Origin of the sequence: uncultured Bradyrhizobium sp., assembly GCF_947648125.1 — a bacterium.
Taxonomy (GTDB): Bacteria; Pseudomonadota; Alphaproteobacteria; order Rhizobiales; family Xanthobacteraceae; genus Bradyrhizobium.
The window spans coordinates 141896-168224 of record NZ_CANSMR010000007.1 but is presented as its reverse complement, the minus strand read 5'-3'; the positions used below and the strand labels follow the sequence as shown (position 1 = coordinate 168224).

Annotated in this window: 23 protein-coding genes; 17 read left to right on the top strand and 6 right to left on the bottom strand. The window is 64.8% G+C overall.

Features of this window, described 5'->3' with window-relative positions; all coding sequences use genetic code 11:
* Positions 1–2 precede the first annotated feature (2 nt).
* The 6 genes from Q0030_RS15455 to Q0030_RS15430 all read left to right on the top strand — a co-directional run bounded on the left by Q0030_RS15455 (position 3) and on the right by Q0030_RS15430 (position 9328).
* Positions 3–2057, top strand: coding sequence for a HAMP domain-containing sensor histidine kinase (locus tag Q0030_RS15455; protein WP_298368464.1), 2055 nt, complete (start codon positions 3–5; stop codon positions 2055–2057).
* The gene (locus Q0030_RS15450; protein WP_298368462.1) at positions 2027–3775 is read left to right on the top strand and encodes a DUF3369 domain-containing protein; all 1749 of its coding nucleotides are present in this window, start codon (positions 2027–2029) and stop codon (positions 3773–3775) included. The genes Q0030_RS15455 and Q0030_RS15450 overlap by 31 nt, the downstream gene beginning before the upstream one ends.
* Positions 3772–4509 (top strand): response regulator, encoded by a 738-nt coding sequence (locus Q0030_RS15445; RefSeq protein ID WP_029082958.1) that lies wholly within the window; start codon positions 3772–3774, stop codon positions 4507–4509. Before Q0030_RS15450 ends, Q0030_RS15445 begins: the two co-directional genes overlap by 4 nt.
* A 206-nt stretch (positions 4510–4715) precedes the next feature.
* Complete coding sequence (gene polA / locus Q0030_RS15440; protein ID WP_298368456.1) at positions 4716–7781, top strand: DNA polymerase I; 3066 nt, start codon at positions 4716–4718, stop codon at positions 7779–7781.
* 45 nt (positions 7782–7826) lie between these two features.
* A complete protein-coding gene (locus Q0030_RS15435) occupies positions 7827–8444 on the top strand; it encodes a LysE family translocator (protein WP_298368453.1) in 618 nt (205 codons plus the stop codon).
* Between the two features lie 248 nt (positions 8445–8692).
* Entirely contained in the window at positions 8693–9328 is a 636-nt protein-coding gene (locus tag Q0030_RS15430) for a LysE family translocator (protein WP_279710040.1), read from the top strand.
* Between the two features lie 105 nt (positions 9329–9433).
* Here Q0030_RS15430 and Q0030_RS15425 read toward each other — a convergent pair whose 3' ends face one another.
* The gene (locus tag Q0030_RS15425) at positions 9434–10060 is read right to left on the bottom strand and encodes a glutathione S-transferase N-terminal domain-containing protein (protein ID WP_298368444.1); all 627 of its coding nucleotides are present in this window, start codon (positions 10058–10060) and stop codon (positions 9434–9436) included.
* A gap of 225 nt (positions 10061–10285) precedes the next feature.
* Here Q0030_RS15425 and pyrE point away from each other — a divergent pair, with 225 nt between their 5' ends.
* Together pyrE and Q0030_RS15415 are read left to right on the top strand one after the other, a co-directional pair.
* Positions 10286–10849: an orotate phosphoribosyltransferase gene (gene pyrE, locus Q0030_RS15420; RefSeq protein ID WP_092122894.1), complete on the top strand. Its 564-nt coding sequence runs from the start codon at positions 10286–10288 to the stop codon at positions 10847–10849.
* A 407-nt stretch (positions 10850–11256) separates the two neighbouring features.
* Complete coding sequence (locus Q0030_RS15415) at positions 11257–12054, top strand: DUF2865 domain-containing protein (protein ID WP_298368805.1); 798 nt, start codon at positions 11257–11259, stop codon at positions 12052–12054.
* A gap of 19 nt (positions 12055–12073) precedes the next feature.
* On the opposite strand, the gene Q0030_RS15410 is transcribed toward Q0030_RS15415, so the two are convergent.
* On the bottom strand, positions 12074–12505 hold the full coding sequence (locus Q0030_RS15410) for a hypothetical protein (protein WP_212317066.1): 432 nt from the start codon (positions 12503–12505) through the stop codon (positions 12074–12076).
* Between the two features lie 197 nt (positions 12506–12702).
* Between Q0030_RS15410 and Q0030_RS15405 the strand changes: the two genes are divergently transcribed.
* The gene (locus tag Q0030_RS15405; RefSeq protein ID WP_298368433.1) at positions 12703–12996 is read left to right on the top strand and encodes a GIY-YIG nuclease family protein; all 294 of its coding nucleotides are present in this window, start codon (positions 12703–12705) and stop codon (positions 12994–12996) included.
* Between the two features lie 266 nt (positions 12997–13262).
* On the opposite strand, the gene Q0030_RS15400 is transcribed toward Q0030_RS15405, so the two are convergent.
* Positions 13263–13496, bottom strand: a complete 234-nt coding sequence (locus Q0030_RS15400; protein ID WP_298368430.1) for a hypothetical protein — start codon at positions 13494–13496, stop codon at positions 13263–13265.
* A 243-nt stretch (positions 13497–13739) separates the two neighbouring features.
* On the opposite strand from Q0030_RS15400, the gene Q0030_RS15395 reads away from it, so the two are divergent.
* The 3 genes from Q0030_RS15395 to rocF all read left to right on the top strand — a co-directional run bounded on the left by Q0030_RS15395 (position 13740) and on the right by rocF (position 18461).
* On the top strand, positions 13740–16250 hold the full coding sequence (locus Q0030_RS15395; RefSeq protein WP_298368427.1) for a glycogen/starch/alpha-glucan phosphorylase: 2511 nt from the start codon (positions 13740–13742) through the stop codon (positions 16248–16250).
* 224 nt (positions 16251–16474) lie between these two features.
* The gene (locus tag Q0030_RS15390; protein WP_298368425.1) at positions 16475–17293 is read left to right on the top strand and encodes a thioesterase family protein; all 819 of its coding nucleotides are present in this window, start codon (positions 16475–16477) and stop codon (positions 17291–17293) included.
* A gap of 190 nt (positions 17294–17483) precedes the next feature.
* The gene (rocF, locus tag Q0030_RS15385) at positions 17484–18461 is read left to right on the top strand and encodes an arginase (protein ID WP_298368422.1); all 978 of its coding nucleotides are present in this window, start codon (positions 17484–17486) and stop codon (positions 18459–18461) included.
* 242 nt (positions 18462–18703) lie between these two features.
* Here rocF and Q0030_RS15380 read toward each other — a convergent pair whose 3' ends face one another.
* The 3 genes from Q0030_RS15380 to Q0030_RS15370 all read right to left on the bottom strand — a co-directional run bounded on the left by Q0030_RS15380 (position 18704) and on the right by Q0030_RS15370 (position 21943).
* Positions 18704–20320 (bottom strand): phosphoenolpyruvate carboxykinase, encoded by a 1617-nt coding sequence (locus Q0030_RS15380; RefSeq protein ID WP_298368419.1) that lies wholly within the window; start codon positions 20318–20320, stop codon positions 18704–18706.
* Positions 20321–20500: 180 nt separating this feature from the next.
* Positions 20501–20920, bottom strand: a complete 420-nt coding sequence (locus Q0030_RS15375; RefSeq protein ID WP_298368417.1) for a hypothetical protein — start codon at positions 20918–20920, stop codon at positions 20501–20503.
* A gap of 288 nt (positions 20921–21208) precedes the next feature.
* Complete coding sequence (locus Q0030_RS15370; RefSeq protein WP_298368415.1) at positions 21209–21943, bottom strand: DUF2470 domain-containing protein; 735 nt, start codon at positions 21941–21943, stop codon at positions 21209–21211.
* A 240-nt stretch (positions 21944–22183) separates the two neighbouring features.
* On the opposite strand from Q0030_RS15370, the gene Q0030_RS15365 reads away from it, so the two are divergent.
* The 5 genes from Q0030_RS15365 (at position 22184) to Q0030_RS15345 (ending at position 26180) form a co-directional block, all read left to right on the top strand.
* Positions 22184–22885: a response regulator transcription factor gene (locus Q0030_RS15365; RefSeq protein WP_016843287.1), complete on the top strand. Its 702-nt coding sequence runs from the start codon at positions 22184–22186 to the stop codon at positions 22883–22885.
* Positions 22886–22995: 110 nt separating this feature from the next.
* Complete coding sequence (locus tag Q0030_RS15360) at positions 22996–24804, top strand: sensor histidine kinase (RefSeq protein WP_298368412.1); 1809 nt, start codon at positions 22996–22998, stop codon at positions 24802–24804.
* The gene (locus Q0030_RS15355; RefSeq protein WP_298368409.1) at positions 24801–25241 is read left to right on the top strand and encodes an HPr kinase/phosphatase C-terminal domain-containing protein; all 441 of its coding nucleotides are present in this window, start codon (positions 24801–24803) and stop codon (positions 25239–25241) included. Before Q0030_RS15360 ends, Q0030_RS15355 begins: the two co-directional genes overlap by 4 nt.
* A gap of 214 nt (positions 25242–25455) precedes the next feature.
* A complete protein-coding gene (locus Q0030_RS15350) occupies positions 25456–25857 on the top strand; it encodes a PTS sugar transporter subunit IIA (RefSeq protein ID WP_021076632.1) in 402 nt (133 codons plus the stop codon).
* Complete coding sequence (locus Q0030_RS15345) at positions 25854–26180, top strand: HPr family phosphocarrier protein (protein WP_298368407.1); 327 nt, start codon at positions 25854–25856, stop codon at positions 26178–26180. Before Q0030_RS15350 ends, Q0030_RS15345 begins: the two co-directional genes overlap by 4 nt.
* The last annotated feature ends 149 nt before the right edge of the window (positions 26181–26329 follow it).

The window sequence follows — 26329 nt, the reverse complement described above, 5'->3', positions numbered from 1 at the left end:
CGATGCGACGGCGGGCGGCCTTTGGGCCGCAGGGCCGTTTCCGGATCGTCCAGTTGCTGCGCGCGGTGCCGATCCGCTGGCGCATTCTTTCGATCGCGCTGCTCAATTCCGCCGTCGTGGTCGTGCTCGCGGTGCTGATCTGGAACGGCTCGAAGGTGCTCGGCTCGGCCTGGGACGATGTCCGCCAGGTCCGGGAATCCGACAAGATCCTGGCCAAGCTCGAAAGCGAGACCAGCCGTCTGCAGAACCTGATCCATCGCTACATCAACCAGCCGAGCCCGGACCTGTTCGCGGAAATCCTGCTGCTCCGCGAAGCGGTGCTCGGCACGCTGACCAACCGGGCTTCGACCGACCCGATGCTGTCGGGCTCGGTCGAGCAGCTGGAGCGCGTCACCAGTCGTTTCCTCGACGGCTTCGGCGAATTGCGCACCGTACAGACCAAGATCTCCAAGACCTATGACGAAGAGGTGCTGACGCCGACCAAGGACATGGCGGGGCTCTATTCGATCATCGAGGGCGCCACCGGCCATCGCGACGCGCTGATCTGGCCCGCGCTCGGCAAGTCGCGCGAAGCCTTCACTTCGCTGCTGGTCGCCGCCAACGCCTACTACCTCTCGCTGGCCTCCTCGTCGGCCGAGGAAGCCCGCCGCAACATCGATACGATCGAGAAGACGATTCCCGTCATGACCGATCTCGCCGAGAACGATCTGCAGCGCATGGCGCTGGCGCGGCTCAAGGTCAAGACCGCCGAGCTGCGCGACGGATTAGGCAAGCTCAGCGAACAGCTCACCAACCGCACCGATCTGTTGCGCAACTCGATCGACGCCAGCCAGGCGGATGCGATCGGCGCGATCGACGATCTCTCGGTGAAGATGCGCCAGCGCGAGCAGAAGGCGCAGGAGACGTTCGACAAGACGCTGACGTCGATCTCGCGCCGGGTGCTGTCGATCGCCGTGATCTTCCTCGGCGTCATCATGTCGGCCGGCGTCATGATTGCATTGTCGATCCGGCTGCCGCTGGCGCAGATCATGGCCGCGATGCGCACCATCACCTCGGGCGACCTCGACCGGCCGGTACAGGGCACCTCTGCCAAGGACGAGGTCGGCGCGATGGCGCGTGCGGTCGAGGTGTTCCGCGAAAACGCGATCGCCAAGCGCAAGACCGAGGACGAGCTGCGCACCGCCAAGGAGAAGGCCGAGAGCGCGCTGCTCGAGCTCAACGCCGCCCAGCAGAACCTGATCGATGCCGAGCGCCTCGCCGCGCTCGGCGGCCTCGTTGCGGGCGTCGCCCACGAGGTCAACAACCCGATCGGCATCAGCCTGACGGTCGCCTCGAGCTTTGCCCGCCGCAGCGAGATGTTCGAGAACGACCTGAATACCGAGCCGCTGCGCCGTTCCAAACTCGACGAATTCGTGCGCGCCTCGCGTGACGCATCGCAGCAACTGGTCTCGAATCTGCAGCGCGCCGGCGAACTGATCCAGTCGTTCAAACAAGTCGCCGTCGATCGCTCGCATGCCGAGCGCCGCCAGTTTGCCTTGAGTGAATCGACCGACCAGATCGTGGCGAGCCTGCGGCCGGTGCTGAAGAAGGCCGCGATCGCGCTGTCCGTCGATGTGCCCGACGGCCTCCTGATCGACGGCTATCCCGGCGCCTATGGCCAGATCTTAACCAATCTTTTCCTCAACGCCGTCAATCATGCCTTCGCGGGCGGCCGCTCCGGCAACATCACGATCTCGGCCCGCGGCCGCGGCGCTGATGATGTCGAGATCATCTTCGCGGACGACGGGGCTGGCATGACGCCGGACGTGCAGCGACAGGCGTTCGACCCGTTCTTTACGACGCGCCGCAACGAAGGTGGTACGGGCCTCGGCCTTCATATCGTCTATAACCTCGTCACCCAGCAGCTCGGCGGACGCATGATGCTGGAGTCAAGGGTAGGACAAGGCACCACTTTTCGCATTATCATGCCCAGGATCGCCAAGGGACAGCCCACGATCACTGACGCAGCAGCCGACGGAACCAGTCAATGGCCGAACAGGACGATGTCCTCCAACTGATCGACGACACCGAGAGCCCCCAGGAGGACTCGCCGGTACGGAAATGGAAGATCGCCGTGATCGACGACGATCACGCCGTCCATGAAGGCACCCGTTTTGCACTCAGCGATTACAATCTGAACGGCGCGACGCTGGAGATCCTGTCGGCCTACTCTGCGGCCGAAGGCCGCACGCTGATGCGGGACAATCCCGACATCGCAGCCGTGCTGCTCGACGTCATCATGGAGACCGACGTCGCCGGCCTCGAGCTCGTCGAGTACATCCGCAACGAGATCAAGAACGAGACCGTCCGCATCATCCTGCGCACCGGCCAGCCCGGCCAGGCGCCGGAGCGGCGCGTCATCGTGCAATACGACATCAACGACTACAAGGCGAAGACCGAGCTCACCGCCGACAAGCTGTTCACCTCGCTGACCGCCGCGCTGCGCAGCTACCAGCAGCTCGAGCGCATGGTGCAGACCAGGCGCGGCCTCGAGATCATCATCGACGCGGCCTCGACGCTGTACGACTTCAAGTCGATGCAGCGGCTGGCCGAAGGCGTGCTGACGCAACTCGCCTCGCTGCTCAATGTCGATTGCGCCGGCATCCTGGTGCTGCGCGACGACGGCAATTCGGCGGCCGCCGATTTCTCGGTGCTGGCCTGCTCGGGCTGCTACAGCCGCTTCATCGGCACGACGTCCTCGAAGGCGCTCGATCCCGACCTGCGGCACATGGTGGAGGAAGCCTTCCAGCGCCGCAAGAACGAGTTCGCCGACCACCGCAGCGTGCTCTATTCGCGCACCGGCAGCGGCCGCGAGGTCGTTGTGCTGCTGCAGGCCGAGCGCCAGCTCTCCGACACCGACCGCGCGCTGGTCGAGATCTTCTCCAGCCGGCTGTCGATCGCGTTCGACAACGTGATCCTCTACCAGCAGCTTCAAGAGGCCAACGCCCAGCTCGAGGACCGCGTCGCGCAGCGCACCCGCGCGCTGATGCAGGCCAACCGGCGGCTGTCGGCGCAATGGCTGCGGCTGCAGCGCGCCAACGGCTTCAAGAATGAAATCCTCGGCACCGTCGCACACGATCTGAAGAATCCGCTCGGCGTGATCCTCGGCCGCACCGAGATGCTGACCGAATTGATCGGCGCCGGCTCGCCGAAGGAAAGCGTCACCGCCCAGGTCGAGCACATCAGGGACGCCACCAAGCGGCTGACCTCGATGGTCGACCATTTGATCTCGGACGCGATGGCCGACGCCTTCGACATCACCATCCGCCGCGAGCCGGTCGACGTCGCGGCGCTCGTCAACGAGGTCACCGAGGCCAATTTGCCCTCGGCCGTCAACAAGCAGCAGAGCATCTCGGTCTCGGGGCCGCAGCACTTCGTCACGATGTGCGACTCCGACCGTATCCGCGAGGCGATCGACAACCTCGTCAGCAACGCGATCAAATACTCGCCGATCGGCGGCAAGATCACGGTCGCGGTCAGCCACGAGGGTGACGACACGGTGATCCGGATCGCCGACCAGGGCCCCGGCCTCAGCCCCGAGGATCTCGGCCGGCTGTTCGGCCGGTTCCAGCGGCTGTCGGCCAAGCCGACCGCGGGCGAAAGCTCGACCGGCCTCGGCCTTTCCATCGTCAAGCGCATCATCGACATGCATGGCGGCCATGTGACCGCACAGAGCCCGGGCCCCGGACAGGGGTCGACCTTTACGGTTACACTCCCGGCGACAGAGACATCATGAACCAGAACCCGCATATCTTCATCGTCGACGATGAGGCGCCCGCCCGCGAGATGGTCGGCGATTACCTCAAGATGCACGGCTTCGGCGTGACGCTGTGCGATGGCGGCAAGAGCCTGCGCAAGGAGATCGAGAGCAGCACGCCCGATCTCGTGGTGCTGGACCTCAACATGCCCGAGGAGGATGGTCTGTCGATCATTCGCGACCTCAAGAGCAAGATCAACGTCCCCGTCATCATGCTGACAGCTACCGCCAGCCCGATCGACCGGGTGGTCGGGCTCGAGCTCGGCGCCGACGATTACGTGGCAAAGCCCTGCGAGCTGCGCGAATTGATGGCGCGCATCCGCTCGGTGCTGCGGCGGAGCGGGCCCGCCAAGACTGCCGCGCCGGAACCGGCAAGCGCGAAGGCCGAAAAAGAGCAGCTGGTGCGGTTCGGCACCAAATGGCTCGATCTCGAGGCCCAGGCGCTGCGCGACGACGAGGGCAATGAGCATCCGCTGACCGCTTCCGAATTCGGCCTGCTGAAGGTGTTCGCGGCCAATCCGAAGCGCGTGCTGTCGCGCGAGCGGCTGCTGGAACTGGCCAATGCCCGCGACGCGGAAGCCTTCGACCGCGCCGTCGACCTGCGCATCATGCGCATCCGCCGCAAGATCGAATTCGACCCGACCAAGCCGTCGGTGATCCGGACCATCCGCGGCGGCGGCTATCTGTTCTCGCCGACCGGGGACAAGGCGTAGCTTCTCGGCGTCGTCCTGGCGAAAGCCAGGACCCATAACCACCGTTTTTGATTGTGAGCGGGATTCACGGCCCCAGCGTCGCATTACGACTGACATCTGGGGTAATGGGTCCTGGCTTTCGCCAGGACGACAAATCGTTGTGTGGCACGGGTGGATTCAACGACACAAAGGCTGTCAATCCGCGCAAAAATCCCTAAGTTTCGGCCATGCCGAAAACAGCCTCCAAAGACCCCGCCAAGCCCGCCCCGAAGACCTCAGCCAATCCCGTCGCCGCCAAGCCGGTTGCGAGCAAGCCCACGGCCAAGGGGGACCACGTCTTCCTGGTCGATGGTTCGGGCTACATCTTCCGCGCCTATCACGCGCTGCCGCCGCTGAACCGTAAGTCCGACGGGCTGCAGGTCAACGCCGTGCTCGGCTTCTGCAACATGCTGTGGAAGCTGCTCCGCGACATGCCGGAGGACCACCGGCCGACCCATCTTGCGATCGTCTTCGACAAGTCGGAGATCACGTTCCGCAACAAGCTCTATCCCGACTACAAGGCGCACCGGCCGCCGGCGCCCGACGATCTGATCCCGCAATTCGCCCTGATCCGCGAGGCGGTGCGCGCCTTCGAGCTGCCCTGCCTCGAGCAGGCCGGCTTCGAGGCCGACGACCTGATCGCGACCTATGCGCGGCTCGCCACCGAGCGCGGCGCGACCACGACGATCGTGTCGTCCGACAAGGATCTGATGCAGCTCGTCAACGACAAGGTCGTGATGTACGACACGATGAAGGATCGCCGCATCGGCCGCGACGAGGTGATCGAGAAATTCGGCGTGCCGCCCGAGAAGGTGGTCGAGGTGCAGGCGCTGGCCGGCGATTCCACCGACAACGTGCCTGGTGTGCCCGGCATCGGCATCAAGACCGCAGCCCAGTTGATCATCGAGTATGGCGACCTCGATCAGCTGCTGTTCCGCGCCGGCGAGATCAAGCAGCCGAAGCGGCGCGAGGCGCTGCTCGAGAACGCCGAGAAGGCGCGCATCTCGCGCCAGCTCGTGCTGCTCGACGACAAGGTCGATCTCGAGGTGCCGCTCGACGACCTCGCGGTGCACGAGCCCGACTCGCGCCGGCTGGTCGCCTTCCTCAAGGCGATGGAGTTTTCCACCCTCACCCGCCGTGTCGCCGACTATGCGCAGATCGACCCCGCCAATGTCGATGCCGATCCCGGCAACAAGAGCGGCGCCAGCGTGTTCTCACCCTTGCCGCCGTCGGACGTGACGCCCGCGCCGGGAGACACTCCGTCGGCCGCCGCGCCGGCGGGTTCGCCAACGAGGGAGCGCACCAAACCGACCGGCGCACGCGACGACAAGAACTCCAGCCTGAAGGGCACGCCGGCAATCTTGGCCGAGGCCCGCGGCGAAGCGATCCGCAAGACCGGCTTCGATCGCAAGGCCTACCAGGCGATCGGCAGTCTCGATCAGCTCAACGCCTTTGTCGCGCGCGCGCACGACAGCGGCTACATCGCAATCGAGGCGATGTCGGAATCGATCGACCCGATGCAGGCCGAGTTGTCGGGACTGGCACTGGCGGTGGCGCCGAACGATGCCTGCTACATCCCGCTCAGCCACCGGCAGGCTGGTGGCGGCGCCGGGCTGTTCGATGCGGGCCTCGCGCCCGGCCAGATCAAGACTGCCGATGCGTTGAAGGCGCTAAAGCCGCTGCTGGAGTCCGCCGGCATCCAGAAGGTCGGCTTCAACGTCAAGTTCACCGCAGTGACCTTGGCGCAGCACGGCGTCACGCTGCGCAACATCGATGACGCCCAGCTGATGTCCTACGCGCTCGATGCCGGCCGCGGCTCGCATGCGCTGGAGGCGCTGGCCGAGCGCTGGTTCGGCCATGCCGTCGTCAGCTACGGCGGCCTCGTCGGCAGCGGCAAGGGCAAGTTGACCTTCGATCAGGTCACGATCGACAAGGCCACCGAATACGCGGCCGAAAGCGCCGACCTGATCCTGCGGCTGTGGCGGGTGCTGAAGCCCCGCCTCGTCGCCGAGCGGATGATGACGGTCTACGAGACGCTGGAGCGGCCGCTGGTGTCGGTGCTGGCGCGGATGGAGCGTCGCGGCATCTCGATCGACCGCCAGGTGCTGTCGCGGCTGTCGGGCGATTTCGCCCAGACCGCGGCACGGGTCGAGGCCGAGATCCAGGAGATCGCCGGCGAGCCGGTCAATGTCGGCAGTCCGAAGCAGATCGGCGACATCATCTTCGGCAAGATGGGATTGCCCGGCGGCACCAAAACCAAGACCGGCGCCTGGTCGACCACCGCGCAGGTGCTCGACGATCTCGCCGAGCAGGGCCACGAATTCCCGAAGAAGATCCTGGAGTGGCGCCAAGTCTCGAAGCTGAAATCGACCTACACCGACGCGCTGCCGACCTACGTCAACCCGCAGACCCACCGCGTGCACACGACCTACGCTCTCGCCGCGACGACCACAGGACGGCTGTCGTCCAACGAGCCGAACTTGCAAAACATCCCTGTTCGTACCGAGGACGGCCGCAAGATTCGCCGCGCCTTCATCGCAACACCCGGCCACAAGCTGGTGTCGGCCGATTACTCCCAGATCGAACTGCGGCTGCTGGCCGAGATCGCCGACGTGCCGGTGCTGCGCCAGGCGTTCCGCGATGGGCTCGACATTCACGCCATGACCGCCTCCGAAATGTTCGGCGTGCCGATCAAGGACATGCCGAGCGAGGTGCGGCGCCGCGCCAAGGCGATCAACTTCGGCATCATCTACGGCATCTCGGCGTTCGGCCTTGCCAACCAGCTTGGCATCGCGCGCGAGGAAGCTTCCGCCTACATCAAGAAGTATTTCGAGCGCTTCCCCGGCATCCGCGCCTACATGGACGAGACCAAGGACTTCTGCCGCCGCAACGGCTATGTGACGACGCTGTTCGGGCGCAAGTGCTACTACCCCGACATCAAGGCGTCCAACGCCTCGGTGCGCGCCTTCAACGAACGCGCCTCGATCAACGCGCGCTTGCAGGGCACCGCGGCCGACATCATCCGCCGCGCCATGATCCGGGTCGAGGACGCGCTCGCCGAGAAGAAGCTCTCGGCACAGATGCTGCTGCAGGTGCATGACGAATTGATCTTCGAGGTGCCTGACAACGAGGTCGCAGCGACGCTGCCGGTGGTGCAGAAGGTGATGCAGGACGCGCCGTTCCCGGCGGTGATCCTGTCGCTGCCGCTGCAGGTCGACGCCCGCGCCGCGAACAACTGGGACGAGGCGCATTGAGCCAAGTCGAAAGCTTCAGCAGCCCGCCGGGTCGGAGGGAGGTCGTTGGCTGACCTCCATCCCTTGCTTGCCTTCGCGCTGACCGCTCTCGTCATCGAGATCACGCCCGGCCCCAACATGACCTACCTCGCCGCACTGTCGCTCTCGAACGGCATGCGGACCGGGTTCGCCGCAGTCGCCGGCATCGCACTTGGCCTGATGACTTACGGCGTGATCGCGTCCTTCGGCCTCGCAGCCGTGATAGACAATTCGCCGCTGCTCTATGGCCTCTTGCGTTGGGGCGGCGTGCTCTATCTGCTGTGGTTGGCGTCGGAGGCCTGGTCGGGCCATGGCGGCTCGGAAGCGGTCGACCTCAACGAGCGGCCGCGGCCAGCCTTCCGTCGCGGCCTGATCACCAATCTGCTCAATCCCAAGGCCGCAGTTTTCTATGTTGCCATATTGCCCGAGTTCGTTCGTCCGGAGGCCGGATCTGTCACGTCGCAAACGCTTTTGCTGAGCCTCATCTATGTCGCGATCGCAACGCTGATCCATGCTGTGATCGTCACCCTGGCCGGTTCGATGCAGTCGATGATCGACGTCGCCAGCAACCGCCGGATCATCCGCGGCGGATTCGCGCTCGCGCTTGTCGGCATCGCTATCTGGTTCGCGGTCGCGACCGGCTAGTGTGCTGAATGCGAAGTTCGTGCGATTTCGCGGCAGCCGCTTTCACGAACTTCGCATTCATAAAGCACACTAGAATCATAAGTTTGCTAGTGTCCTTATCGAATCCGAAGTTCGATCCGAAGGTGTGGCGAATGATACGAACTTCGGATTCGGGACACTAGCCGCTAGATTGCTCCGAGAGCAATTCCAGCATGGCCGCGCGGCGGATGACACGCTAGAAGTGCGTGCATCCCCAAGCGAGACCCGTCATGCCCCACACATCCGCGTTGCTCGGCTTTGCGCTCGTCTGCCTCGGCATGGTGCTGACACCAGGGCCGAACATGATGTACCTGATCTCGCGCTCGATCACGCAGGGTCCGGCGGCCGGCATCGTCTCGCTCGGTGGCGTGGCGCTCGGCTTCGTGTTCTACATGCTGTGTGCAGCGTTCGGCATCACCGCGCTGCTGTTTGCGATTCCCTACGCCTATGACGCGCTGCGTTTCGCCGGCGCCGCCTATCTGCTCTGGCTGGCATGGCAGGCCGTGAGGCCCGGCGGCCGCTCGCCGTTCCAGGTCAAGGCGCTGAAGGTCGACGGCCCGCGCAAATTGTTCGCGATGGGCTTTCTCACCAATTTGCTGAACCCGAAGATCGCGATGCTTTATCTCGCGCTGCTACCGCAGTTCATCGATCCCGCCGGCGGCAGCGTGCTGACGCAGTCGCTCGCGCTCGGCTCGATCCAGATCGTGATCAGCGTCAGCGTCAATGCGATGATCGCGCTCGCCGCCGGCTCGATCGCGGTGTTCCTCGGCACCCGCCCGACCTGGCTCCTGGTGCAGCGCTGGCTGATGGGCACGGTGCTCGCGGGGCTTGCGATGAAGATGGCGCTCGAGGCGCGAAGGGCGTAGCGCGAGCACGTAGGATGGGTAGAGCGCAGCGAAACCCATCATGTCTGCCGCGGATTCGAAGTGATGGGTTTCGCTTCGCTCTACCCATCCTACAATCAGCAACCCTCAATCCAGCTTCGCGTCCATGCCGCGCTTCGTCGCCGGGCGGGCCATCAACGCCTCGTACCAGCGCTTGACGTTGGGAAAGTCGGCCAGATCAACCTTGTGGCGCGGATGGCGCCAGGCCCAGCCGAGGATGGCGAAATCGGCCACCGACAGATCGCCCGCGACGAATTCGCGGCCATCCAGCCGGCGGTCCAGCACGCCGTAGAGCCGCCGAGTCTCGGCCATGTAGCGCTTCAGGCCATAGGCGCGGTCCTGCTCGTTCTCCAGCGCGATGAAATGGTGCACCTGGCCCGGCATCGGGCCGAAACCGCCCATCTGCCACATCAGCCACTCATAGACCGGGATCCGCTCGATGAGCGGTTTCGGCAGGAACTTGCCGGTCTTCTCGCCGAGATAGAGCAGGATCGCGCCGGACTCGAAGATGCTGACCGGCTTGCCGCCGGGGCCGTCGGGATCCACGATCGCCGGGATCTTGTTGTTCGGGCTGATTGCCAGGAAGGCGGGCGCCATCTGCTCGCCCTTGCCGATATTCACCGGGATCACCTTGTAGGGCAGCCCCATTTCCTCCAGCGCCACCGAGATCTTGCGGCCATTGGGGGTGTTCCAGGTGTGCAGCTCGATGGTCATTTCCGCTTCCCGTACAAATGTTTGGCCGAGCGTTTTGCGAGTCTTTGGCGCCTGCTTACGGGGATTGGAACGGCCGCACAACCCGCGCTTTCCGCACGCGGCTGCGCTGAAATGGCGGCGCGGGCACTGTTGACGGCGGGATTGACCCGCTGGAATGTGCGGGAGACCGCCGATAGATTGCCGGCCGCCTGAAAGCCTCCAAAGAACCCCCAAGGGAAAAAGCCTTTGTCCAAATCAGCCTCCCGCGCCCGCCTCGCCGAGATCATCCGCAAGCGCTCGTTCGGCCGCGGAGAGATCACCTTGGCGTCGGGGCGCAAGAGCGATTTCTATTTCAACCTGAAGCCGACGATGCTCGATCCCGAAGGCGCAGCGCTGCTCGCCGAGCTCACCTATGAGGCGCTGAAGGACGACCGGCTCGATTTCGTCGGCGGGCTCGAGATGGGCGCGGTGCCGCTCGCCGGCGCCATCGCGCAGCTGTCATGGCTGAAGGGTCATCCGATCGCCGCCTTCTTCGTGCGCAAGAAGCCGAAGGAGCACGGCGCGCGGCTTGCCGTCGAAGGGCTCGCCAAGGGCGAGAGCCTGGCGGGCAAGCGCATCGTGATCGTCGAGGACGTCACCACGACAGGCGGCTCGGCGCTGAAGGCAGTGGAAGCCGTGCGCGAGGCCGGCGGCGAGATCGCGCTGGTCTTCACCATGGTCGACCGCGAGGAAGGTGCCACCGAGACGTTTGCCGAAGCCGGGCTGCCGTTCCGCGCGCTGTACAAGGCCGGCGAGTTTTTGAAGGATTGAGGGTCTTTCCCTCCCTCCCCCGTTCTCCGCGCTTACACCTATCGAGGGACCTATACCGGGTCGATCCGCGAACTCGCTTCGCCTCTCCCGCTTGCGGGGGAGGCCGGATCGCATCGACAGATGCGATCCGGGTGGGGGCTCTTTCCACGAGTCCCATTGCGGTGAGACCCCCACCCCAGCCCTCCCCCGCAAGCGGGAGAGGGAGCGCTGTACCGATGCGGTTACACCTCAAACCACATAAGCGATAGTCCTGCCGCCAGCGGCGCGACGTGGAAGTAGTCTGCAGCCGCACAATCAATCGCTCGTTTACCATCCCGCCTTAAGGTGAATCTGCCGGGGCACCTTGTCGCCGCGGCGAGGCGCGTCGGGTGGAGTTGGCGTTGCGTACAGAGTTGAGTGATCGGCGCATGCGGCGCTGCGTGATGCTTGCCGCCGCTGCGTTTGCGGGTTCCATCCTGGTCGTGCCCGCTCCCGTCTCAGCCGAAGGGCTGTTCGACTTCTTCTTCGGCGGTTCCCAGAAGCAGCAGGGCCGGCAGGCCCCGCCGCAGGCCAATTTCTTCGCCGATCCGTTCGGCCTCAACCAGCAGCCGGAACGGCAGCAGTCTGCGCCGGTCTCGGCGCCGCGCGTGGCCGGTTCCGGACCGGCGTATTGCGTGCGCAGCTGCGACGGCAAGTATTTCCCGCTGACGATGCGCGGCAACGCGACGCCGGCGCAGCTCTGCCAGGCGTTCTGCCCGGCGAGCGCGACCAAGGTCTATTACGGCAGCCATATCGACAGCTCGGCATCGACCACGGGCGAGCGCTACGCCGACAGCGAGAACGCCTTCGCCTATCGCAAGGCGCTGCGCGCCGACTGCACCTGCAACGGCCGCGACCCGGCCGGGCTCGCGCCGGTCGACCTCGCGCTCGATGCCTCGCTGAAGGCCGGCGACGTGATCGCAACCACCGACGGCCTCGTCGCCTATACCGGCGTCCGTGTCGGCAACGAGCAATCGTTCGACTTCACGCCGATCGCCTCATATCCCGGATTGACCGCAGCGGTTCGCGCGCGGCTCGGCGAAATGAAGGTCGCGCCCGTCAACGCCGAGATCGCCAGCGACGCGCCGCTGCCGGAAACCAGCCGCGACGCCGCGCCGGCGACGCCATCGTCTGTTGCGCCGAAGGGCAATGCCGCCAAGCCCGCCAAGCGGGCCGAGGCGAACTGACGGCTTCGAGCTGCGCCACTCAGCGCGCCACGATCACGCCGATCACGTTCGGCGCGGCCATGTATTTCTCCTCGATCGCGGCCCGCGCCGCGGCGCGGTTCTCCGGGTTGAGCAGGCCGCGCTTCTCGGCGAGGATCATCCAGCAATAGCCCCACCAGTCCGTCAGCATGCCGTGATCGTCGACGAGGTCGTAACCCTGCTCGCCCGCGAAGATCCGCGCATGCGCTTCATCGAGCGAGTCGAGCCAGGCGTGATCCTCGTTCGAGAACAGCTCGTCGCTGAAATCATCCGTGGTGTAGCCCCAGATCGACATGCAGACCGCATTGAACTCGCGGTCGAGCTGGTCGTCGTCGATCGGCTGGCGCCGCGAGGCCTGGTGCAGCCGCGACAGCGACCGCGCGAAATCGGCAATCCGGGTCAGAGCGAATTGATCAAAGGCGATGGTGGACATGTAGTCCTCGCGGAGACTGGGAGACCATAGATATTGTGTCGGCGCAGGCGCCGAATCACAATGATATATCAAAGACTTGCTAAAGTGTTCTTAATTCGTTCTGATGGGTTAATAGGCGTCGCCCACAGACGTCGTCCTGGCGAAAGCCAGGACCCATTACCCCGGCTGGTCGCCGTCTCACGAGCTTGGGCCAAACCATGAGCGCTGCAAGCTGCTACTACGTCTACATCCTGGCAAGCCGCCATCACGGAACGCTTTACATCGGCGTCACCAACGACATTCGCCTGCGGCTCGAACTGCATCGTTCGGGCCGCGGCTCCACGTTCGTCTACAAGTACCAGATCTTCCGTCTCGTTCACCTCGAGGAATTCGCCACACCGCAGGAAGCCATCGCCCGCGAGAAGCAGCTGAAGTTCTGGAAGCGCGATTGGAAGATCAAGCTGATTGAAGTGGAAAATCCGGATTGGAACGACCTGTCGGGCCTCATTTGACGATTGGGGTAATGGGTCCTGGCTTTCGCCAGGACGACGAAGGAGGCACCATCGCTCTGTCACGCATATGCCTGTCCGCAAAGCAATTCGGGCCGCTGACTAGGTCAGCGGCCCGGTGAAAATTGCTTCGGAATGAAATGCGTCGGAGCTGAAAAATGTGCCCGCCCCATGCGCGACAGCTGTGTTTGTAAAGAACTCGTTAAGCCTTGGAAATCCGTATCACTCCGGTGTTCGCGATCGCGCGTGAGGGCGATTTGTGCAGCCACCTAATTCGTTGCGGACAGCAGCTTGTCGCCGCAGGCATTCGCGTAGAACTTGCCGCCGCATTGCCGCTTGATGGCGGCACAGCGCGCGGCCGGCGATGCGTCCTGCGTCACGCTGAAGCTGCAGCTCAGGCCGTCGGCGCTGCGGCCCGGCTTGCCCGCCGCATAGGCTGCGCTGGTCGCCGTGATGCACACCATGAGCAATGCCGCTGCCGCGATCTCGATCAAGAGTCTCATCACGCATCCTCCGCCAGATTGCCGCAAAATCCCGGCTTCACGGCCGATCGTAGCACCGGCAATGACGGTTCCGAAGGCCTCTAAATCGGCCCGGTCCTTGCATAAAATATCGGCAGCGCGATGCGCGGCAACGCTTCGGGCGGTTTCGATTGCCATGCAACGCGCGTATCATCGACTTGGGGCATGATCCGGACAATATGATCGCATCATGATCCGGAAGTCTGAACGGCAGGGATTGGCGCATTGCACGAACAAACAAACTACCCGGCATTGAACCAGCCGATCGACGAGCTGGCGCTGACCGAGATCAAGGGCGCGATCCTCGCCAAGCTCCGGCTTGCGATCGGCAAGGACGCCACCGTTGCGACCAGGCGTGACTGGTACAAGGCGGCGACGCTGGCGCTGCGCGACCGCATCGTGCACCACTGGCTGACGGCCGAGAAGCAGACCTACGACGCCGGCTCCAAGCGCGTCTATTATCTCTCGCTCGAATTCCTGATCGGCCGCCTGTTCACCGATGCGCTGAACAATATGGGATTGTTGCCGCTGTTCGAGGCCGCGCTCGGCGACCTCGGCGTCGATCTCTCGGACCTGCGCAAATGCGAGCCGGACGCGGCGCTCGGCAATGGCGGTCTCGGGCGGCTCGCGGCCTGCTTCATGGAGAGCATGGCGACGCTGGCGATCCCGGCGACCGGCTACGGCATCCGCTACGATTTCGGCCTGTTCCGCCAGATCATGAACCACGGCTGGCAGCAGGAATATCCCGACGAGTGGCTCGCCTTCGGCAACCCCTGGGAATTCCAACGGCCGGAGGTGGTCTACAATGTCCACTTCGGCGGCCATGTCGAGCATGTCGACGAGCGCGGCCGCGACCGCGCCACCTGGCATCCGGCGGAAACCGTCGAGGCGATGGCCTACGACACGCCGATCGTCGGCTGGCGCGGCCAGCACGTCAACGCGCTTCGCCTGTGGTCGGCGCATGCCCCCGACCCGCTCCAGCTCGACGTCTTCAACACCGGCGACTACGTCTCGGCGAGCGCCGAACAGGCGCGCGCCGAAGCCATCTGCAAATTCCTCTATCCGAACGACGAGAGTGCGGCGGGCCGCGAACTCCGGCTGCGCCAGGAATATTTCTTCGTCTCGGCCTCGTTGCAGGATCTCGTGAAGCGGCATCTCGCCTCCGACGGCGGCCTGCGCAACCTCGCGCAGAAGGCGGCGGTGCAGCTCAACGATACCCATCCGAGCCTTGCGGTCACCGAGCTGATGCGCATCCTGGTCGACCTGCACAATTTCCGCTGGGACGAAGCCTGGAAGATCACGGTCGCGACCCTGTCCTACACCAATCACACCCTGCTGCCGGAGGCGCTCGAGACCTGGCCGGTCGAATTGTTCGAGCGGCTGCTGCCGCGGCATCTCGAGATCATCTACCGCATCAACGTGGCCCATCTCGCGCTCGCCGAGGAGCGTTTCCCCGGCGACATCGAATACCGCGCCTCGGTCTCGCTGATCGACGAGCGCAGCGGCCGCCGCGTGCGGATGGGCCAGCTCGCCTTCGTCGGCTCGCATCGCATCAACGGCGTCTCCGCGATGCATTCCGACCTGATGAAGGAGACCGTGTTCCACGACCTTCATCATCTCTATCCGTCCCGCATCACCAACAAGACCAACGGCATCACCTTCCGCCGCTGGCTGATGCTGGCCAACCCGCGGCTGACCGCGCTGCTGCGCGAGACCTGCGGCGAGGCCGTGCTCGACGACTTCTCGCTGCTCGAGCGGCTCGAGACCCACTCGAGCGATCTGGAATTCCAGAAGCGCTTCCGCGACGTCAAGCATCACAACAAGCTGGCGCTGGCGCGGCTGATCCGCGAGCGCAACGGCATCCAGGTCGACCCGTCGGCGCTGTTCGACGTGCAGATCAAGCGCATCCACGAATACAAGCGGCAGCTGCTCAATATCCTGGAGACCATCGCGCTCTACCACGCGATGAAGGACGATCCGGGTGCGAACTGGGTGCCGCGGGTAAAAATCTTCGCGGGCAAGGCGGCGGCGAGCTACCGCTACGCCAAGCTGATCATCAAGCTGATCAGCGACGTCGCCGAAATCGTCAACAATGACGCCTCGCTCGGCGGCAGGCTGAAGGTCGTCTTCCTCGCCGACTACAATGTCAGCCTCGCCGAGGTGATCATCCCCGCCGCCGATCTCTCCGAGCAGATATCGACCGCCGGCATGGAGGCCTCGGGCACCGGCAACATGAAGCTCGCGTTGAACGGCGCGCTGACCATCGGCACGCTCGACGGCGCCAACATCGAGATCCGCGACAATGTCGGCGAGGAAAACATCGCGATCTTCGGCCTCGAGGCCGGCGACGTCATGGTCCGCCGCAAGCAGGGGCTCGATGCCAGCGACATCATCCGCAAATCGCCGCGGCTCGAGCGCGCGATCCGCGCCATCGAGAGCGGCGAGTTCTCGCCGGGCGATGCGGCGCGCTTCGCCTCGATCGGGCATGCGCTGCGCTATCTCGACCACTACATGGTCTCGGCCGATTTCGATTCCTACTACGACGCGCAGCGCGGCATCGACACGCGCTGGCGGGTGCCGCCGGCATGGACCCGCGCCTCGATCCTCAACGTGGCGCGCATGGCGTGGTTCTCCTCCGACCGAACCATCCGCGAATACGCCGAGGACATCTGGCACGTGCCGGTGCATCCGAGCGCATCGCCGCAGCTCGGCAATCAGCGCGAGGCGAAGGGGTAATCCCGGGACGCGGAAATCGATTACGTCCGACATCATTGAATTCGGCACGATAGCCCGCGATATAGTCAGTGAACTTCACGCAGTCATTGCGAGCCACCCGGTCGGCGCAAGGCGCCGCCGGATGACAGGCTCCGCGAAGCAATCCATCGCGCGTCATATGCGGATCGATGGATTGCTTCGTCGCTTCGCTCCTCGCAATGACGGATTGGTACTTGAGGAATTGCATGCTCACCAAGGCTCCGCACCTCTTCGATGAAGCCACCGCTGTGACTGCCGGCGACAGCCGCTGGCAGGGGCGGACCAGCCCGGATTACTGGGCGTTCGTCGGCCCGTTCGGCGGCTGCACGGCCGCGACGATCCTGCGCGCCCTGATGCAGCACCCGCAGCGCGCGGGCGATCCGCTGGCGCTGACGGTCAATTACTGCGCGCCGGCCGCCGAGGGTGTGTTCGATCTCGATGTCCGGCTGGTCAGGGCCAACCGCTCGAGCCAGCACTGGTCGATCGAGATGACGCAAGGTGGTGGCGAGGTCGCGACCTTGGCGACGGCCGTGTTCGCCGAACGCCGCCCGTCGTGGTCGCACCAACCTGCGGAGTTTCCCGGCGCCGTGCCGTTCGAAGAGCTGCGGCCCTATCCGAAGCTCGCGATGACCTGGGCCAACCAGTATGATTTCCGCTTCGCCGAGGGCGAGCCGAAGCTCGGCGGCCGCGCCGCGAAGCAGCCGTCGAGCCCCTATTCAAAACTCTGGATCGCCGACCGCGTGCCGCGCAAGCTCGATGCGCTGTCGCTGATGTCGATGTCGGACGCGTTCTTCGGCCGCGTCTTCCACGCGCGGCACGAGCTGGTGCCGTTCGGCACGGTGTCGCTGACGACCTATTTCCACGTTGATACGGCCGACATGGATGCGGAGGATACCACCCGCGTGCTCGCCACCGCCGACGCCAAGACCTTCCACAAGAGCTACGGCGACCAGCACGGCGAATTGTGGTCGCCGTCCGGCCGCCTGCTCGCCACCACGACGCAGATCGCCTATTTCAAGGCCTGAAGCGTTTTCGAGCGAAGCCTGTCCCGTACGTGATGCGGGATGGGCGCCGGTTCGCGGTGCAGAAAACGCGTCAAATCCGGACGCACAACTCAACTATCCACATGGCCGGATTGGACCGGGTTGCCTATTTCAAGGGTTGAGGGAACATTGGCGCGTCGCTTCTGTTCCACGCCTTTGGGAGCCCTGCCGCATGTCCGAAGCCGACAATTCCAAGCCCTCGCGCATCGCCTTGCTGGGCGTTCCCATCGAGATCGGCGCGTCGCAGCCCGGCCCGCTGATGGGCCCGGATGCGCTGCGCACCGCGGGCATCGCGCGCCTGCTCGAGCAGCTCGACTTCCACGTTGACGACCACGGCAACCTTGCGATCCCGGGCGTGGTCGCCGACGGCCCGGTGCCGGCAAACACCAAATTTTACGACGAGGTGAAGACCTGGACCCGCGCGCTCTCCGAGCGCGCCTACTGGCTGGCGCATTCCGGCGCGATCCCGATCTTCATGGGCGGCGATCACTCCTTGTCGATGGGGTCGATCAACGGCGTCGCACGCTACTGGCAGGAAAAAGGCCGGCCGCTGTTCGCGCTGTGGGTCGACGCGCATGCCGACTACAACACGCCGGCCACCACCATCACCGGCAACATGCACGGCATGTCGGCGGCTTTCCTGTGCGGCGAGCCCGGTCTCGACGACCTGCTCGGCGGGCTGCCGCGCGCCTCGATCCCGCCGGATCAGCTCGACCTGATCGGCACGCGCTCGGTCGACCCGCTGGAGCGCAAGCTGCTGCGGCAGCGCAACGTCTCGATCGCGGACATGCGCCAGATCGACGAGTTCGGCGTCGCCGTGCTCACCCGCCGCGTCATCGACCGCGTCAGGGCCAAGAACGGCGTGCTGCATGTCTCGTTCGACGTCGACTTCCTCGATCCGGAAGTCGCGCCCGGGGTCGGCACCACGGTGCCGGGGGGCGCGACTTATCGGGAAGCCCATCTCATCATGGAGCTGCTGCACGATTCCGGACTGGTGCGCTCGCTCGATATCGTCGAGCTCAATCCGTTCCTCGACGAACGCGGCCGCACCGCGCGCGTCGCGGTCGAATTGATCGGCAGCCTGTTCGGCCTGCAGATCACCGACAGGCAAACGCCGAGCAATGCGGTGTTGCCGGAGTTGGGCGAGTAGCGAAGCACTCTTCTAGTCCCGTCATCCTGAGGTGCGAGCGGAGCGAGCCTCGAAGGATGCACGGCCACAGTGCGGCCGTCGACCCTTCGAGACGCGCTTCGCGCTCCTCCAGCGACAAAGGCTTCGCCCTTTGCGCGGGGGTGACGGATTGAGGAAGTGTCGCGCGTATTGAGGAAGACAACTGCAAACAAAAAAGGCGGCCACGCAGGCCGCCTTTTCAAATCGCGTATCGCTTGCGCTGTCTACTCCGCCGCGAGCTTCACTTCCGGCGCGGCGGCGCGGACTTCGGCGTCGACCTGCGCTTCGAACTTGGCAAAGTTCTTCTGGAACATGCCGACCAGCGCGCGCGCGGTCTTGTCGAACTCGGCCTTGTCGGCCCAGGTCTTGATCGGATCGAGGATGTGCGGCTCGACGCCCTGCAGCGAGGTCGGCACCGCGAAGCCGAAATACTTGTCGGTGCGGAAGTCGGCGTTGCGGAGCGAGCCGTTCAGCGCCGCGGTGAGCAGCGCGCGCGTCACCTTGATCGGCATGCGGCGGCCGGTGCCGTACTTGCCGCCGGTCCAGCCGGTGTTGACCAGCCAGCAATCGACATTGTGCTTGGCGATCAGCTCGCGCAGCATGTTGCCGTAGACCGACGGATCGCGCGGCAGGAACGGCGAACCGAAGCAGGTCGAGAATTCCGGCTGCGGCTCGTTGCCGAGACCACGCTCGGTGCCGGCGACCTTGGCGGTGTAGCCGGACAGGAAGTGATACATCGCCTGTGCCGGCGTCAGCTTGGCGATCGGCGGCATCACGCCGAAGGCGTCGGCGGCGAGCATCACCACGTTCTTCGGGTGCGGCGCGCAGCCGGTACGCGAAGCGTTCGGAATGAAATCGAGCGGATAGGCCGAGCGGGTGTTCTCGGTCTTCGAGCCGTCGTCGAAATCGGGCACGCGATCGTTGGCGCCGAGCACGACGTTCTCCAGCACCGCACCGAAGCGCTTGCTGGCGGCATAGATTTCCGGCTCGGCTTCGCCGGACAGCTTGATGCACTTGGCGTAGCAGCCGCCTTCGAAATTGAAGACGCCGTCCTCGCTCCAGCCATGCTCGTCATCGCCGATCAGCGTGCGCTTGGGATCGGCCGAGAGCGTGGTCTTGCCGGTGCCGGACAGGCCGAAGAAGATCGCGGTGTCGCCGTCGGGGCCGACATTGGCCGAGCAGTGCATCGGCATCACGCCCTTCTCGGGCAGGTAATAGTTCAGCGTGGTGAACACGCTCTTCTTCATCTCGCCGGCATATTGCGAGCCGCCGATCAGGACGATCTTGCGGGCGAAATCGATCGCGACGACGTTCTCCGACTTGCAGCCGTGGCGTTTCGGATCGGCGCGGAAGCTCGGCAGATCGATGATCGTGAGTTCGGGCACGAAGCTCGCGAGCTCCGACGCCTCGGGGCGAATGAGCAGCGTGCGGATGAACAGCGAGTGCCAAGCGAGCTCGGTGAAGACGCGCGTCTTGATCCGATGCTTCGGATCGGCGCCGCCATAGAGATCCTGCGCGAACAGCGTCATGCCTTCGGCATGCTTGAGGAAGTCGGCATGGAGCGTGGCGAACTGCTCCGAGGTGATCGACTGGTTGCCGGCCCACCACATGTTCTTGTCGGTGAGATCATCGCGGACCGTGAACTTGTCCTTCGGGCTGCGGCCGGTGAACACGCCGGTGTCCGCGCAAAGCGCACCGTCCGCCGAGAGCACCGCTTCGCCATTGCGCAACGCGTGCTCGTAAAGCTGCGGCGCGCCATAGTTCCAAAGCACGCCCTTGAGATTTTTTAAGCCGAATTTGTCGGCACCGAAGGCACCGTTATGCACGCCCGTCTCTTGCACGAAGAACCTCCTCGAACCCGCGTATCCTTGTTCGCGCGAATGTCGCTAGTCGCGCCTCGTCGCGGTGATGACCGTCATCAGAATATAGCCTCTCGGCCCCGGTCCGGCGACCTAATAGTGGGGATCGCCGGGCTTGCCAAGCCAGTCGAACGGCTTTTGGTTTATTCCAAGGCGGGTACATCATTGGGCGCAAATACCGCAGCGCGAAACGCTTTCGCTTTGCTTTCGCTTTCTCATTGTTTTCGCCGCGATCGGGCGACGTTTCGTCGCCTTTCCCGCTGCGAGCAAGGCATTGCGATGCACAAAGAGTGCCAGCGATTGGCGTGTACACGCACCGGGCAACGCAGCAGGCACGGAGAATGCCGGGTATGCGTTTCGCGCTGAGGATGTGTCGTTGAAATGGACCGCCGCGAGTTGACGCTGCGCTACGGTGCCAGGCATGTCGTCCACGACCATGTTGCACGCGGATAGCACCACTTGGTCGGCATTGAGCCGCATTCGATCGAGCTCAACACCTCGTCGTCGAAGCTGGATGATTTCAATGCCCGGCCACGGCGAATGTTCCGCAACGCGGACTGCGTTCGGCGGCAGCAAGATCACCGACCGCAACGATCGATGATAACGCAATCACCGCGTTGCACGTGCGCTCAGCGCGATTGAACCTCGCGATCCGAACGATTTCCCGGAGCAGCAGCGCCGGAAATTCTCGCAACCCGCATCGCGCTCACCGGCGACCAGATCGGGGGAGGCGCGAAATGATCGCGCTGTCAAAGACGCTGCACCCGGCCACGGCAACCGCGCGCAGAGCCGCACTATGCGACACCATGCCTCGTCGCGCACGGGACCGCCGCTCGGGGTGTCGGCAGATCGTGCTCCCGATCCCTCCCTCTATCCCTTGGCGCGCGCCTCGCCGGCGAGCCGCACCAGCATCTTGCGCAGCTCGGTGCCGTTGGTGACCCGCTCCGGGAAATCGAGCCGCAGGGTGTCGCGGCCGGCCTGCATGTCGATGCCGCCGGGGTCGCAGCCGGTGCACAGCCACTCGGCGCCTTCCGCAGCCAGCAGCCGTGTGGCGTAGAGGTTCATGGCCTCGCGGTGATCCTCGTTCATATGCGCCACCGCGCCCGGCTCGGCCTCCAGCAGTGCTTCGGCACCACCGAGATCGGTCAGAAACTGCGCAGGCTTGAGGTCGACGATCCGGCCGAACCCGGCGACCAGATGGGCGCCGCTCGGCCGGATCACGAAAAACGAGAAATCCTTAAATTCTACAAAGGCTTCCGCCGATGGATGAGCGCCAAGGTAGCGCCGGCGGACGAGCTCCTGCTCGGCCTCCGCGACCTCCTCCGCCCGGCCGGCCAGCATGATCCGGGCGCCCTCCAGCGGGTCGCCCTCGGCACGCTCGTCCAGCATCAGCGACACCCTGCTGTCGGCCAGGATATTCCTGGTGTGCAGCGCCAGCCGGGAAATCAGCAGGATCGGCGAGCCATCGGGGTGGCTGGCCAGGTTGACCAGCGAGCAATAGGGATCGCCGGAGCCGGCCATCAGCGTGGCGAGCGCGCCCTGGCGGCTGCGGCGGAGCAGCGAGCGGGCAAGGTGGGCGGGGTCGAAGTCGGCGGTCGGTTGCATGGGCCTATCGGGTCATTTTGAAGGCGAATCGGGCCGGTTCCCGTTGAAAAAAGAGCCTTTTCTCACGGTCTCAGGGTGCTATATGGGGGTCCAACGCGTGGGTCGCAGAACGTTTTTTGCGGAACTCGGTCACACTTCAGCCCAGCTTGCATTGCTCGTTGACCGCGTTCGAAGCCCATATTCTACGGCGAGTCGCCAGAGTGCCCGCCGTCTAAGCCACTCTCATTGTGAAAGCAGCTCATGCCCACAATCGCCTTGGTCGACGACGACCGCAACATTCTCACGTCGGTCTCGATCGCGCTCGAAGCCGAAGGCTATCGCATCATGACCTACACGGACGGTGCGTCGGCGCTGGATGGGTTTCGCACGTCGCCGCCCGATCTTGCGATCCTCGATATCAAGATGCCGCGCATGGACGGCATGGAAACGCTGCGCCGGCTGCGCCAGAAGTCCGACCTGCCGGTGATCTTCCTCACCTCGAAGGATGAGGAGATCGACGAATTGTTCGGCCTGAAGATGGGCGCCGACGATTTCATCCGGAAGCCGTTCTCCCAGCGCCTCTTGGTCGAGCGCGTCAAGGCCGTGCTCCGCCGCGGCCAGCCGAAGGATCCGACCGCGGCACCGAAGGAGCCGGACGCCCGCGCGCTCGACCGCGGCCTGCTGCGGATGGATCCGGAGCGCCACACCTGCACCTGGAAGAACGAGCCGGTGACGCTCACCGTGACCGAATTCCTGATCCTGCAGGCGCTCGCCACCCGGCCCGGCGTCGTGAAGAGCCGCAACGCGCTAATGGACGCGGCTTATGACGACCAGGTCTATGTCGACGACCGCACCATCGACAGCCACATCAAGCGGCTGCGCAAGAAGTTCAAGGTGGTCGACGACGATTTCGAGATGATCGAGACGCTGTACGGCGTCGGCTATCGCTTCAAGGAAGCCTGATCTGCGCTTCCGGAACGGCTTGTTAACTGACAGGCTCCGCACGGCTGGGGTAAGCTCGGGCGAGGACCTGCTTCGCGGGACGACATCCATACCAACCGGCAGCTTTGCCAGTGCTTGATCGAACGCAGCTCGAGCAGGGACTGAACCCCGAGGACGCGTCACAGCTCCTCGATCAAGAGGCCGTGGCCGACGATTTGGCGCAGGACAAAGGCTGGCGCCGTCCGCTCGGCTGGGTGCGCCGCGCCGGTCAGTTTTTCTTCGCGCTGTCGTTCTCGAGCCTGACGCGCCGCATCGTCTCGCTCAACCTCGCCGGCCTCGTCGCGCTAGTCGCCAGCATCCTCTATCTGTCGCAATTCCGCGCCGGCCTGATCGAGGCGCGCACGCAGAGCCTCCTAGTCTATGCCGAGATCATCTCGGAGGCGATCGCGGCGTCTGCGACCGTCGAAGGCAACACCGTCACCATCGATCCCGACCGGCTGCTCGACCTCAAGCCCGGCGAGAGCTTCGGCCAGCCGGATGAATCGGCGGATTTCCCGATCAATCCCGAGCGCGTCGCGCCGACCCTGCGCCGCCTGATCGCGCCGACCAAGACGCGGGCCCGCATCTTCGACCGCGACGGCGGCCTGATCCTCGACAGCCGCAATCTGTTCGCGCGTGGCGACGTGCTGCGCATGGAGCTGCCGCCGCCGTCGGAGAAGCCGTCGCTGTATGAGAAGACCAAGGCCACGATCAAGACCTGGCTCAATCGCGGCGACCTGCCGATCTACCGCGAGCTCGGCCCCGAAGGCGGCAAGGGCTATTCCGAAGTCGCACAATCGCTCGAGGGCATGAAGGGCAGCGCGGTGCGCGTCACCGACCGCGGCGCGATCATCGTCTCGGTTGCCGTTCCGGTGCAGCATTTCCGCGCCGTGCGCGGCGCATTGATGCTGACCACGCAGGGCGACGACATCGACCAGCTGGTGATGTCCGAGCGCCTCGCCATCCTCAAGATCGGCGGGGTCGCATCCGCCGTCATGATCATGCTGTCGCTGCTGCTGGCGAGCACGATCGCGGGCCCGGTGCGGCGGCTCGCCGAAAGCGCCGAGCGTGTCCGTCACCGCATCCAGACCCGCGTCGAGATTCCCGACTTCACCGGACGCCGCGACGAGATCGGGCATCTCTCGGGCGCGCTGCGCGACATGACCAACGCGCTCTACAGCCGCATCGAGGCGATCGAGATGTTCGCCGCCGACGTCGCCCATGAGCTGAAGAACCCGCTGACCTCGCTACGCTCGGCGGTCGAGACGCTGCCCCTGGCGCGCAACGAGAACAGCCGCGCGCGGCTGCTCGCCGTGATCGAGCATGACGTCAGGCGGCTCGACCGCCTGATCTCCGACATCTCCGACGCGAGCCGGCTCGACGCCGAATTGCAGCGCCAGGATATGGCACCGGTCGATCTGCGCCGGCTGCTGACCACGTTGACCAGCGTCGCCAACGAGACCCGGCTCGGCCACGACGTCGCCGTCGAAGCCCGCTTCGAGGGCCGTGGACCGACCGACACGCTCTCGGTGCCGGGCCATGATTCCCGGCTCGGCCAGGTGATCTCGAACCTGCTGTCGAACGCGCAATCGTTCTCCAAGCCGGGCGACAAGGTCCGTATCGTCTGCCGCCGCACCCGCGGCGAGGTCGAGATCGTGGTCGACGACGACGGGCCCGGTATCGGCGAGGACGCGCTGGAGCGGATCTTCGAGCGCTTCTACACCGACCGGCCGCACCAGGGCTTTGGCCAGAACTCCGGCCTTGGGCTCTCGATCTCGAAGCAGATCATCGAAGCGCATGGCGGGCGCATCTGGGCCGAGAACCGCGCGGGCCCTGCGGACGAAGACGGCAAGCCCGCGGTCGCCGGCGCTCGTTTCGTGGTCAGGCTGCCAACACTATGAGCGACAATTCAAGCGTGCACGCATCCGCCGTTCTGGTCGGCGAGCGTGCCGTGCTGATCCGCGGCCCGTCGGGCGCCGGCAAGTCGCGTCTGGCCTTCGATCTGATTCTCGCCGGACGCACCGGAGCGCTTCCGCCGGCCATTTTGGTGGGGGATGACCGTGTCCATCTCGACACAGCCGGCGAACAATTGTGGGTTCGCCCGGCACAGCAATTGGCCGGTCTGATCGAGATCCGAGGCCTCGGAATCCGCCATTGTCCGTTCGCCGGCGAGGCCGTGGTCGGCTTGGTCGTCGACCTTGCCGCGGATGACGCCGAGCGGCTGCCGCCGCCCGAGGCGCTCAATATCTGCCTTAATGGTGTTTCAATACCGAGAATTCCCGTGCCGGCCGGCTTCCAACCCCTGCCGCTGGTTGTCGCTGCGCTGACGACAACCTGAAAGTTCATCCTCCCGTAATCTTGGGGCCAATTGTGGGAAGGGAATTGGTAACCATATCACATCCACTATCGCGTCGGATTTTGCCGGCGCAGCCTCCCCTCTCTACCGCCAGGAACCGGGAGACTAGCCAAGATGCCCTCTTGCGCAGGGCCTCTGGATGGTCAAAGTGGCGCGTTCGTGCGGTGCACCAAAGGGCGCCCGCGAGGAGTTTCCGATGATTGGTCTAGTGCTGGTGACCCATGGGCGCCTTGCCGACGAGTTCCGAGCCGCGCTCGAACACGTCATGGGTCCGCAGAAACAAATTGAAGCAATTACGATCGGGGCCGAGGACGATTCCGATCTCTGTCGAAGCGACATCATCGAAGCGGTGAACCGCGTCGATAGCGGCGACGGCGTTGCGATCCTCACCGACATGTTCGGCGGCACGCCGTCGAACCTTGCGATCTCCTGCATGAGCCGCCCGAAGGTGGAAGTGCTCGCGGGCATCAATCTTCCCATGCTGGTCAAGCTCGCCAAGGTTCGCGAAGAGCGTTCGCTGCCCGACGCGATCGCGATGGCGCAGGAAGCCGGCCGCAAATACGTCACCATCGCCAGCCGCGTTCTCGCAGGCAAATGAGCGGCGCGGCCCCGGGCGAAAACCATGTCGGCCCGGGCGTGCCAGCGGGCGCCATTTCGCGCGAACTCCTGATCGTCAACAAGCGCGGCCTGCATGCGCGGGCATCGGCCAAGTTCGTCCAGCTGGTCGAGCGCTTCAACGCCGAGATCTGGGTGACGCGCGGCGGCGAGACCGTCGGCGGCACCTCGATCATGGGCCTGATGATGCTGGCCGCAGGGCCCGGCACCACGGTCGTGGTCTCCGCGAAGGGCGACCAGGCGCAGCAGGCGCTCGACGCCATCGCCGAGCTCGTCGCCAGCAAGTTCAACGAGGAAGGCACGTAAGGGCCGCCTCTCCCTGAGCGGCCGTGATCTATCCGTCCCGTCATTGCGAGCGAAGCGAAGCAATCCATCGCGCGTCAGGTACAGAGATGGATTGCTTCGTCGCTATCGCTCCTCGCAATGACGAGTTGGCTAATTCGCGGCCTTTGAGG

Excerpts from the sequence above, each read along its gene's own strand:
- Q0030_RS15455 (WP_298368464.1), top strand. The coding sequence starts at position 3 with ATGCGACGGCGGGCGGCCTTTGGGCCGCAGGGCCGTTTCCGGATCGTC.
- Q0030_RS15450 (WP_298368462.1), top strand. The coding sequence starts at position 2,027 with ATGGCCGAACAGGACGATGTCCTCCAACTGATCGACGACACCGAGAGC.
- Q0030_RS15445 (WP_029082958.1), top strand. The coding sequence starts at position 3,772 with ATGAACCAGAACCCGCATATCTTCATCGTCGACGATGAGGCGCCCGCC.
- polA (WP_298368456.1), top strand. The coding sequence starts at position 4,716 with ATGCCGAAAACAGCCTCCAAAGACCCCGCCAAGCCCGCCCCGAAGACC.
- Q0030_RS15430 (WP_279710040.1), top strand. The coding sequence starts at position 8,693 with ATGCCCCACACATCCGCGTTGCTCGGCTTTGCGCTCGTCTGCCTCGGC.
- Q0030_RS15425 (WP_298368444.1), bottom strand. The coding sequence starts at position 10,060 with ATGACCATCGAGCTGCACACCTGGAACACCCCCAATGGCCGCAAGATC.
- Q0030_RS15415 (WP_298368805.1), top strand. The coding sequence starts at position 11,257 with ATGCGGCGCTGCGTGATGCTTGCCGCCGCTGCGTTTGCGGGTTCCATC.
- Q0030_RS15410 (WP_212317066.1), bottom strand. The coding sequence starts at position 12,505 with ATGTCCACCATCGCCTTTGATCAATTCGCTCTGACCCGGATTGCCGAT.
- Q0030_RS15405 (WP_298368433.1), top strand. The coding sequence starts at position 12,703 with ATGAGCGCTGCAAGCTGCTACTACGTCTACATCCTGGCAAGCCGCCAT.
- Q0030_RS15400 (WP_298368430.1), bottom strand. The coding sequence starts at position 13,496 with ATGAGACTCTTGATCGAGATCGCGGCAGCGGCATTGCTCATGGTGTGC.
- Q0030_RS15390 (WP_298368425.1), top strand. The coding sequence starts at position 16,475 with ATGCTCACCAAGGCTCCGCACCTCTTCGATGAAGCCACCGCTGTGACT.
- rocF (WP_298368422.1), top strand. The coding sequence starts at position 17,484 with ATGTCCGAAGCCGACAATTCCAAGCCCTCGCGCATCGCCTTGCTGGGC.
- Q0030_RS15370 (WP_298368415.1), bottom strand. The coding sequence starts at position 21,943 with ATGCAACCGACCGCCGACTTCGACCCCGCCCACCTTGCCCGCTCGCTG.
- Q0030_RS15365 (WP_016843287.1), top strand. The coding sequence starts at position 22,184 with ATGCCCACAATCGCCTTGGTCGACGACGACCGCAACATTCTCACGTCG.
- Q0030_RS15355 (WP_298368409.1), top strand. The coding sequence starts at position 24,801 with ATGAGCGACAATTCAAGCGTGCACGCATCCGCCGTTCTGGTCGGCGAG.
- Q0030_RS15350 (WP_021076632.1), top strand. The coding sequence starts at position 25,456 with ATGATTGGTCTAGTGCTGGTGACCCATGGGCGCCTTGCCGACGAGTTC.
- Q0030_RS15345 (WP_298368407.1), top strand. The coding sequence starts at position 25,854 with ATGAGCGGCGCGGCCCCGGGCGAAAACCATGTCGGCCCGGGCGTGCCA.